The following is a 6,413-nucleotide window of genomic DNA, read 5'->3' as shown; positions in this document are numbered from 1 at the left end:
CGCGGATGCGAAGTACCAAAAAATATTTGGCACTGACATTCATCGACACACTGTTGAGTTCTCAAAGAACACGCACACACCATCACCACGACCCTATGGCCGCCGCTCCGGGGCAACTTTTCCAGCCTATCCCATCATGATCATCGGCGCAAACCGCTGAACATTCGGGGAAGAACTGGAGGTGAAGCACAACCATACACGATGGAAACTACTTCGAAATTTGGTCAGGCACTTCGTACAACCTCGTGTCACTCACCCTCGCAGGTGGGAGTCGGTGTCCGTGTCGCTCTGACTTGGAATAAGTTACGCGTCCGCCGAAGTCTTTGACAAATCCACAGGTCAGAGACTCAGAGGTATCCATTTCCCCAGCAAGATTGCCCGTTTCAGTCGATTTTCACGAATTCGGACATCATGTGACGCCGGACACCGTGCCCGGATCGACACGCAGCGGGAACTCACACCACTTGGACTCGGATACCTGCATCCTCGAACAACGCGACTTGCTTTGCGTCTACTGCAGCATCGGTAACCAGCACGGCCCCCGGCGGTATCGGCGCCCACGCATGGAAAGGACGTTCACCGAGCTTGGCGGAGTGAGCGAGGATGTAGACCTCGCCGGCACGTTCGATCATCATTTCCTTGAGCCGGGTCTGATCGAGCTCAGCTTCACAAATTCCCAGGTCAGCGGTAACTGCATCGGCACCGAGGAATGCCTTGTCAAACGACACCCTCTGCAGCGACGCTTCCGCCAGTGGCCCGACGAATCCTTGACTGAGCTGCCTCAGGGTCCCCCCGAGACATTCGACTCGAACGCCATCAGCGTCGGCTAACGCCTCGAGCGCCGTAAGCCCTGCAGCGATCACCGTCAAATTCGTCACGTGACGTAAGAACTCTCCCATCGCTCCGACGGTGGTACCTGCATCAAGAAGTACGGTTTCCCCGGGCCGGACCTGCTCAGCAGCCCATTCGGCGATGCCCCGTTTGGCGTCGAATCCCTCCATTGCGCGTTGACGCAAGGAGGATTCCGGATGAGGGTTGAGAGCAATCGCCCCGCCGTACGTTCGAGCAATTACTCCCTGGGCAGTCAACTGACTCAGGTCGCGACGAATCGTGGATGCAGTCACCCCGAATTGGGCAGACAGATCCTCGACACTGGCCAGACCGCTGGTGCGAGCGAGCCTCGCAATCTCCGACCGCCTCGCCTCCGACTCCCGGATGGCCATCGCTCCTCCCCCTACAAACCCTGGTGCTTACTTGGAAACGAATGTGCTGGTTGCCAATTCGGCCGCCTGCCGCAGCGCTTCGACCATACTACCGGCCTCGGCGATGCCCTTACCTGCAATGTCGAAAGCGGTTCCGTGATCGACGGAGGTACGGATGACAGGTAACCCGACGGTGATGTTGACGCCGGCCTCGATCCCGAGAACCTTGACCGGGCCGTGCCCCTGATCGTGGTACATCGCAACGATCAAGTCGTAGTCCCCACGTCCAGCGAGGAAGAATGCCGTGTCCGCCGGCAGTGGGCCGTGGACGTCGATTCCTTCTGCCTTCAAGAGTTCGACGGCGGGAATGATCTTCTGCTCTTCCTCTCCGTACCCGAAAAGCCCGTTCTCCCCCGCATGCGGGTTGATCCCGCACACGCCGATTTTCGGAGATGGATTGCCCGTGCGCACCAAAGCTTCGTGACCTCGACGAATGGTCCTCTCGACCAGGCCGGGCTCGATCCTGGCAACTGCATCGAGCAGTCCGATGTGAGTGGTCACGTGAATCACCTTGAGCTTGGGGGTCGACAACATCATCGACACCTCCTCGGTACCGGTCAGGTGCGCAAGCAATTCCGTGTGTCCGGGATAGATATGTCCTGCCGCATGCAGCGCTTCCTTGTTCAGCGGCGCCGTACAGATCGACTGGACTTCACCGCGTACAGCGAGTTCGCTTGCGACGCGGATATATTGATAGGCCGCGTCTCCCGCGACTGCCGACAGTTCACCCCAGGCGAGATCCTCGGGTAGCAAGTCCAGGTCGATGACGTTGATCCGTCCATCGATGAATTCAGCATCCTTGATCTCCTCGATCGCGACCACGTCGACGTCGATTCCGAGCACCGTGGCAGCCGATCGCAAACGCTTCGCGTCGCCGACAACAACAGGGCGGCAACGCTTTCTCGTTTCACCGTCGAGGAGTGCGGGGACGATCACTTCCGGTCCGACGCCGGCGCCGTCGCCCATCGTGACAGCAATCAGCGGCAGTGGAGTGGATTCGATTGACATGGGATTGACCTCGTTGGCTGAAGGAGTAACTGAAGGTGGACTGTCCGGAGCGGCGACCGGGGTGGGGTGCGCGAGAAACTTCGTTATGGAGAAAAGACTGTGTGCATTCCCGAAACTGCCTGGCCGCGTGACGATGTACCGTCCGGTGCGATCGACGGAAAGTACGGCGCCGTGTTCGATCTCGTAAATCGGTGACAGCGTGCCGATCCGCAGGCGGTCGAGAACGCTGCGCGCGGTTTCGCCACCGGTAAGAACCAAGTCGATCGGGTACTCGTCGTGGGAGAATCCTGCATCGACGGCAGCGATCAGATCGGCGAGAGCCGAAACGAGGTGGACGGATTCTGCAGGCACGACAGGTCCACTTACCGAAACCACGACGTTTCCGCGATCCAGTGCGTTCAGAATCGGAAGCGGATCGACCGAATGCGCCAGCAGCTCAGCACTGTTCACTTCGATATGATGCGCCCCTGAATCCCGAAGCAATGCCACTTGGTCCCCGGCAGACGCATCCGCCGTCCCCACGACGACCAAGGTAAATCGAGAATCACGAAGAGACGGGCACGCGACGGGTGACTGCACGGCTCTTCGTCGTGCCACTGCCATCGCGAGCGCCGAGGTTCCTACCAATCGAGAACCCCGAACCTCCTGTGCTGCAGCCACAATCAGTTCCAGATCATTCTCGGTCTCGACATCGCAGATCGCCACCGACCCGGCTTCTGAGATCGACGCAAGAACCTGGCTCAAACGACCGGAGCGAATGTCATCCAGCGATACGCCAGAAGTGATTGCCGACGGGCCGAGCGCCTCTGCAATCGACCGAGGAGTCGGCTTCGACTCCGCGCGCCACAGGTCGGTGGAGTGCAACGCAACCCCATCGACCAACACCACGCCGTCTTGCACCGTGCGCCCTTGTCTGGGCAGTCCGGCGGCGACGATGACCGGGGATCCGTCGCGGGAGAGTTCTCCAACCTCCGCTGCTATGTTGCCCCTGAGCAGGGAATCGATCTTCTTGACGATCTCGGAGCCGTCAGACGATTGCAGAACTGATCTCACGTCCCGAGAGGCTCTGGCGGGGTCGGATCGCCGTGAGTGCAGATCGAAAACCGTCACTCCTGATCCGTCGGGCGCATCTGGGCCGAGCCGAAGCGATATGCCCGAATTGCGGAGCAGAAATCCTGCGGCCGACTCCGCTGCTCCGGAAAGATCATCAGCGATGATTACCAGTGGTTTCATCGAATTCCTCGACCCCCTTTCAGTCTGAATCGAGTATGCACAGCATCGCGACCGATGCGCGAAGTACGCAATCGAAGTTACGGGACTTGCGCGAAGTGCGCAACAGTGCCATTGTGAGCTGAGTTACAAGCGAGAGCCCGACGCGATTGTTCACCAACAGTCCGCTCGGAGCGTCGCCCCCACGCTGCCCCGTCAGGATCGAAAGGTCACCGATGACCAATACTCGTTTGCGAACACCACAGCTCTCCCGGCGATCCTTTCTGCAGTTCACCGGGCTGATCGGTGGCGCAACGCTTCTGGGCACGACTGCCGCGTGCGCCGGCCCTACCGGGAAACCGACACAGGACACCCTGGTGCTCGGGCTCAACCGCTCGCTCGTCAGCCTCGACAACAAACTCAATCAATTCGACGCAGCAGTCACGGCTCAACGTGGCGTCAGACAAGGTCTCACCCGGATCGGCGACAATCTGACACCGCAACTCGTTCTCGCTGACAGGTTCGAATCGACCGGCCCGACCGAGTGGACGGTTCGACTCCGCGAGGGCATCCGTTACTCCGACGGCACACCTGTGCTGACCGACGACGTCACGACGGCAATGCAGATGTACCAGCAGGTCAGCGGATCGTTTGTCGCACCGCAGTTCCCCGAGTGGCCGACGGTCGTCCCCATCGACGATCGCACCTTCATCCTTCGGACGAATTCCCCGGTGCCGGTTCTGGACTCGCTCATGTCCAACATCTTGATCACCCCGGCCGCTGCCAACGAACCCAACGAACTGCAGAGCGGAATCGGGTCGGGACCGTTCGTCGTCAGCGAATCGAACCGGGGCACCGGCGATTACACACTTGTCGCCAATGACAACTACTGGGGCCCGGCCCCCGGCGTTCGTCGTGTTCAGGTCCGCTTCATTCCCGAAGAGGCCGGCCGCGTCGTCGCGCTTCGGAGCGGCGAGGTCGACGTAATCGACTCGATCAGTCCCGATTCCGCCGAACAACTCGCCGATCTGCCTGGTGTCCAGGTGGACACAGTACCGAGCACACGCATCAACCAACTGTTCTTCAACTTCCGCAAGCCCGCCGATCACCCACTGTCCAATCCGCGTGTCCGAGAAGCTCTCACGTATGCCATCGACGGTGAGTCACTCGCTCGGGACGTGCTGATCGGTTCCGCAGTCCCGGCCACCGGCCCCGCACCGTCGACCTTGGACGGAGCCGTGAAAACCGGCACTTACCAATATGATCCACGGAAAGCGCGGCAAATGCTCGAGGCCGAAGGCGCCGACGACCTCGAACTCACCTTCATCTGGGAAACCGGAGAGTTCACCAACGACGTCTCGGTGATGGAATCGGTACTCGAGATGATGAAGGCCGTGGGAGTGCGCGTCAAGCTCCAGCAGTTCGAGCCGGGCGGTGACATCTCGTCCTGGCGCCAGGGCAAGACCGGCGACTGGGATGTGCTGGGCAACGGCTACGGCAACCAGACCGGACTTGCACTGACCACGTTGCAGGGGATGTACGCCGGCACAGCGGAGAAGGAAGCAACTCGCGACACTTATCACGGGTACGTCTTCCCCGAGATCACCGCGAAGATCCAAGCCGCATCCGGAGAGCCAGATCCGACCAAGCGCGCCGCTCTACTCGACGCCGCACAACAAGACATCTGGAACACCTGGCCTTGCCTGTGGAGCTTCGTGCCGAATGCTCTCCTTGCGAAACGCACTCGTGTACAAAATGTTTCACTGACCCCGATCAACTCCTACGACCTCGGCGCCGTCCGATTGGAGGCCTGAGGCGATGACTCTCACCGCTCCGAAACCGCAAACCTCCCTCGGAATCTCTCCGCGTCGACGCACAAGGATCAACCCGACCGTCAAATACGTGCTCAAACGTCTGGCACAGAGTGCCTTGACGATCTTCCTCACGCTCACAACAGTGTTCGTCCTGATCCGAATGGCACCCGGCGATCCTGCCTACGCCTTGGCCGGACCGCTGGCCAGCACCGAGGATCTCGCACAGATCCGTGCTGACATGGGCTTGGACAAGTCGGTATTCTCCCAATACCTGATCTACCTGTGGGACCTCGTCCACCTGAATCTCGGCACGTCGTACTCGTTCCAGGCGCCGGCCATGGACGTTGTCCTCGGCCGTCTCCCGTACACCATCACCCTTGCCGTCAGCTCCATTCTGTTGACCGCTGTGCTCTCGATTCCACTGGGCGTGTGGATGGCCCGTCACGCGGACACCAGACGTGAACTCGGTGCGAACGTCGTAGCCGTCGGCGGGCAGTCCATGCCGGAGTTCTGGAGCGGCCTGATGCTGGTGACGATCTTCGCGGTCTTGATCCCCGTACTCCCGGCAGCCGGCTTCACCACATGGCCGTCGTTGATCCTGCCTACCGTCACCATCGCCATCCTTCAGATCGCGTTGATCTCCCGGATGGTTCGACGCGAAATGGTCTCGGCCTTCGCTTCTCCGTACATCACCGTCGCACGCTCTCGCGGAGTATCGGAACGCGAACTCACCTGGCGATATGCGATGCGTAATTCGGCGATTCCGATCGTCACCGCGCTGGGCACCAGATTTGCCGGAATGCTGAACGGCGTCGTGGTGGTCGAGGTCGTGTTCGCCTGGCCTGGTGTCGGCTCGCTGGTGGTCCGCGCACTCGAGACTCGCGACTACCCGCTCATCCAGGCCACCGTACTTGTCACCGCGGTTCTCGCCGTGCTCGTGCAACTGGCAGTGGACCTCCTCTACCCCCTCCTGGATCCACGCGTGCGACTCGGAAAGGGCGCCAACTGATGACTACCGTCTTGGAACCTCCAACAACTCCACGCGCCAGCGCGGTCACCGAGGCAGACTTCGCACGCGCCGGAGCCACGCGCCGTAAGCGAGACAGCCGAGTCAAGATCT

The 6,413-nt window shown here is 60.5% G+C and carries 4 protein-coding genes; 2 read left to right on the top strand and 2 right to left on the bottom strand.

Annotated features, from left to right (window positions below; all coding sequences use genetic code 11):
* Positions 1-455: 455 nt before the first annotated feature.
* On the bottom strand, positions 456-1,223 hold the full coding sequence (locus tag ACYP01_RS04685) for a DeoR/GlpR family DNA-binding transcription regulator (RefSeq protein ID WP_003941419.1): 768 nt from the start codon (positions 1,221-1,223) through the stop codon (positions 456-458).
* A 27-nt stretch (positions 1,224-1,250) separates the two neighbouring features.
* Positions 1,251-3,503, bottom strand: coding sequence for a 4-hydroxythreonine-4-phosphate dehydrogenase PdxA (gene pdxA / locus ACYP01_RS04680; RefSeq protein ID WP_459678801.1), 2,253 nt, complete (start codon positions 3,501-3,503; stop codon positions 1,251-1,253).
* 212 nt (positions 3,504-3,715) lie between these two features.
* Here pdxA and ACYP01_RS04675 point away from each other — a divergent pair, with 212 nt between their 5' ends.
* The gene (locus ACYP01_RS04675; protein WP_459678800.1) at positions 3,716-5,293 is read left to right on the top strand and encodes an ABC transporter substrate-binding protein; all 1,578 of its coding nucleotides are present in this window, start codon (positions 3,716-3,718) and stop codon (positions 5,291-5,293) included.
* A gap of 4 nt (positions 5,294-5,297) precedes the next feature.
* Positions 5,298-6,302, top strand: coding sequence for an ABC transporter permease (locus tag ACYP01_RS04670; protein WP_214516675.1), 1,005 nt, complete (start codon positions 5,298-5,300; stop codon positions 6,300-6,302).
* The last annotated feature ends 111 nt before the right edge of the window (positions 6,303-6,413 follow it).

It is taken from the genome of Rhodococcus sp. no. 34, from assembly GCF_054589475.1.
This window is presented reverse-complemented; position numbering and strand designations above follow the sequence as displayed.

Coding starts and splice junctions, on each gene's coding strand:
- ACYP01_RS04670 (WP_214516675.1), top strand. CDS start 5,298: ATGACTCTCACCGCTCCGAAACCGCAAACCTCCCTCGGAATCTCTCCG.
- ACYP01_RS04675 (WP_459678800.1), top strand. CDS start 3,716: ATGACCAATACTCGTTTGCGAACACCACAGCTCTCCCGGCGATCCTTT.
- pdxA (WP_459678801.1), bottom strand. CDS start 3,503: ATGAAACCACTGGTAATCATCGCTGATGATCTTTCCGGAGCAGCGGAG.
- ACYP01_RS04685 (WP_003941419.1), bottom strand. CDS start 1,223: ATGGCCATCCGGGAGTCGGAGGCGAGGCGGTCGGAGATTGCGAGGCTC.